General features: G+C 69.4%; 3 protein-coding genes. 1 reads left to right on the plus strand and 2 read right to left on the minus strand.

The window, feature by feature from the left end:
• Nucleotides 1–872 (minus strand): aldo/keto reductase (locus VA603_RS01245; RefSeq protein WP_323437704.1); only part of this gene is annotated, 872 nt, incomplete at its 3' end.
• A gap of 186 nt (nucleotides 873–1,058) precedes the next feature.
• Here VA603_RS01245 and VA603_RS01250 point away from each other — a divergent pair.
• Entirely contained in the window at nucleotides 1,059–1,916 is an 858-nt protein-coding gene (locus VA603_RS01250) for a class I SAM-dependent methyltransferase (protein ID WP_323437705.1), read from the plus strand.
• A gap of 63 nt (nucleotides 1,917–1,979) precedes the next feature.
• Here VA603_RS01250 and glyA read toward each other — a convergent pair.
• Nucleotides 1,980–3,071: serine hydroxymethyltransferase (gene glyA, locus VA603_RS01255; protein WP_323437706.1), on the minus strand; the 1,092-nt coding region annotated here is incomplete at its 5' end.

Here is a 3,071-nt window from a genome sequence, read left to right on the forward strand (position 1 = left end):
TGCTCCACGCCGGTGGCACTGACGATCGGGGCGGTGATGCCGGGGCGGGCGATCAGCCAGGCCAGCGCGACCTGCGCCGGCGTGGCCTTGTGCCGGGCGGCCAGGTCATCGAGCGCGGCCAGGATGCGCAGCCCGCGCGGGTTGACGTACTGCTGCACCACCTTGGCACCCCGCGCGCTGCTCTTGGCGGCGTCGTCGGCGCTGCGGTACTTGCCGCTGAGGAAGCCGCTGGCCAGCGAGTAGTAACTGATCACGCCCAGCGACTGCTCGCGCGCCAGCGGTTCCAGTTCGGCCTCGTAGCCGGCGCGGTCGTACAGGTTGTACTCCGGCTGCAGCGTCTCGTAACGCGGCAGGTTGTAGTCGGCCGACACCTTCAGCGCATCGCGCAGGCGCGTGGCGCTGTAGTTGGACGCACCGATGGCGCGCACCTTGCCGGCCTGGATCAGCCGCGCGAACGCGCCCAGGGTTTCCTCCAGCGGCACCGCATCGTCGTCTTCGTGTGCCTGGTACAGGTCGATCACGTCGGTCTGCAGGCGGCGCAGCGAGTCCTCGACCGCGGCGTTGATGTTGTCCGCCGACAGGCCCGGGTGCTCGGCCCACTTGGCCACCTTGGTGGCGATGACCACCTTGTCACGCTTGCCGCTGCGCTGCAGCCAGCGGCCGATGATGGTTTCCGATTCGCCGCCACGGTTGCCCGGCACCCAGGCCGGATAGACGTCGGCGGTATCGACCAGGTTGAAGCCGGCCTCGACGAAGGCATCGAGCAGCGCGAAGGAGGTCTTCTCGTCGGCGCTCCAGCCAAAGACATTGCCGCCAAAGGCGATGGGGCCGACCTGCAGGCCGGAACGGCCAAGTTCGCGGTACTGGGGCATGCGTATCTCCCTGATTTTTCTCCGAGCCTTGCAGCATAACGGCTGAACGTTCCGGTTCCGTGGCAACGGATTGAAAACTGCGTTCCGCGGCACGGCCACGCGCTAACGCATTGTGAACATCCGGGCGTGCATCGATGCAAATGCGCGCGTGCTAGGCTCGCGCCACACCCCTTGCCGGAGTCCGTGATGAACAAGCCAACCCCGTTGTTGTGTGCCTGTCTGTTGGGCGTGAGCGCACTGCTGTCCAGTGCCGCGGTGGAAGCCAGGGACAGTGCCGCCGCGAGCGCGCAGGTCCAGGTGCCGGCTTCGCTGCAGGCCGCCGTGGATGCCAGCACGCGCACGCCGGCCAACGTGGCCCGCGACGTCTACCGGCACCCGGCGCAGACGCTGGCATTCTTCGGCCTGCAGCCGGGCCAGACCGTGGTGGAGATCACCCCGGGTGGCGGCTGGTATTCGGAGATCCTGGCGCCCTACCTGCGCGATGGCGGCAAGTACGTGGCTGCCGTCGTGGACCCGGCGGCGCTGCCGGCCGGTGGTGGGCGCGACTACCAGCAGCGCTCGCGCGACGGGTTGGCGAAGAAGTTCAGCGAGTCGCCGGCGCTGTTCGACAAGGCCGTCGAAGTGGCCTATGACCCGGCCGCACCGGTGCTGGGCGCGCCGAACTCGGCCGACCTGGTGCTGACCTTCCGCAACGTGCACAACTGGCGCTCCAGCGGCCAGGCCGAGGGCATGTTCGGCGCGTTCTTCGCCGTGCTCAAGCCCGGTGGCACGCTGGGCGTGGTCGAGCACCGCGCCAAGGCCGACGTGCCGGCCGAGGACAAGAGCGGTTACGTGGGGCAGGCACAGGTGATCGCCATGGCCGAGGCGGCGGGCTTCAAGCTCGATGCCAGCAGCGAGGTCAATGCCAACCCGCGCGACACCAAGGACCATCCCAACGGCGTGTGGACGTTGCCGCCGTCCAACAACCACGCCGCCGCCGATGCCGGCAAGTACACCGCCATCGGCGAGAGCGACCGGATGACGCTGCGTTTCGTGAAGCCCTGAAGCACGGCAAGCGGCATGCAGCAGGGCGGGAGGCGCAGGATGCCTGCGCCTCCCGCCGTCGTTTCAGCCGGTGGTGGCGCGGCGATACACCGGATGGTGTCGGCACAGCTCGGTGACCTGGCGCGCGACGCGTTCGCTGACGCGGCGCTGCGCGTGCTCGTCCTGCGCCAGTGCCTCGAGCACATCGCATAGCCAGTGCGCGAGCAGTTCGCACTCGAGCACGCCGAAGCCGCGCGTGGTGACCGCCGGCGTGCCGAGGCGGATGCCGGAGGTGACCAGCGGCGGACGCGGGTCGTTCGGCACCGTGTTCTTGTTGGTGGTGATGTGGGCGCGCGCCAGCGCCTGGTCGGCCTGCTTGCCGGTGTACGGGCGCGATGACAGGTCCAGCAGCATCAGGTGGTTGTCGGTGCCGCCGGAAACCAGCGGGAAGCCACTGGCCTGGATGACCGCCGCCATCGCGCGCGCGTTGCGCAGCACCTGCTGCTGGTAGTCACGGAAGCCCGGTTGCAGGGCTTCCTTCAATGCCACCGCCTTGGCCGCCACCACGTGCATCAGCGGGCCGCCCTGGACGCCCGGGAACACGCCGGCGTCGAGCCGGCGGTTGAACGCCGCGTCCTGCCCACGCGAGAGGATCAGGCCGCCACGCGGGCCACGCAGGGTCTTGTGCGTGGTGGTGGTGACCACGTGCGCATGCGGCAGTGGGTCCGGGTACAGGCCGGCGGCCACCAGCCCGGCGACGTGGGCCATGTCCACCCAGAACCACGCCCCGACCTTGTCGGCGATGGCGCGCATGCGCGCCCAGTCCTTGTGCCGGGAATAGGCGGAGAAGCCGCCGATCAGCACCTTGGGCCGGGTTTCCAGTGCGATGCGCTCCATCGCGTCGTAGTCGATCAGGCCGGTGGCCGGGTCCAGCCCGTAGGGCACGATGCGATAGTGCCGGCCGGAGAAGTTGGCCGGGTTGCCGTGGGTGAGGTGGCCGCCCTGGGCCAGGTTCATGCCCATCACGGTATCGCCGGGCGAGGTCAGCGCCAGGAACACCGCGGCGTTGGCCTGCGCACCGGAGTGCGGTTGCACGTTGGCATGGTCGCACTGGAACAGCGCGCAGGCGCGCTCGATGGCCAGCCGCTCGGCCACGTCCACGTATTCGCAGCCGCT

It is taken from the genome of Stenotrophomonas capsici (genome assembly GCF_034961085.1).
Taxonomy (GTDB): Bacteria; Pseudomonadota; Gammaproteobacteria; order Xanthomonadales; family Xanthomonadaceae; genus Stenotrophomonas; species Stenotrophomonas capsici.

Coding starts and splice junctions, on each gene's coding strand:
- VA603_RS01250 (WP_323437705.1), top strand. CDS start 1,059: ATGAACAAGCCAACCCCGTTGTTGTGTGCCTGTCTGTTGGGCGTGAGC.